We start from the raw sequence: 272 nt of genomic DNA, 5'->3' as shown, positions 1-272 counted from the left end.
CACCTCGACGGGGTGGTCGCCGGCGGCGGTGAGCAGCTTGGAGACCGGGCAGCGGGCGTGCGCGGCCAGGGCGAGCTCGCGCGTGGTCTCGGGGTCGATCCCCGGGATGCTGACGCGGGCGCGCGGGAGGAACCGGTAGCCGCCGTCCGGGTCGGGCTCGAGGGCGACCTCGACGATCACCTCCGGCTCGCCGATGCTCTCCGCGACCCGGACGGCCTCCGCGTCCCCGGCCTTCCGCGCGGCACGGCGCCGCTCGCGCAGGATCGTCCGCA

Annotated in this window: 1 pseudogene; it reads right to left on the bottom strand. The window is 77.6% G+C overall.

The window, feature by feature from the left end:
- Positions 1-272, bottom strand: a pseudogene (locus tag MJ643_RS30770) (hypothetical protein); the annotation flags it as partial.

The sequence above is a fragment of the Pseudomonas sp. PNPG3 genome, assembly GCF_023093815.1.
GTDB classification, from domain to species: domain Bacteria; phylum Pseudomonadota; class Gammaproteobacteria; order Pseudomonadales; family Pseudomonadaceae; genus Aquipseudomonas; species Aquipseudomonas asiatica.
This window is presented reverse-complemented; position numbering and strand designations above follow the sequence as displayed.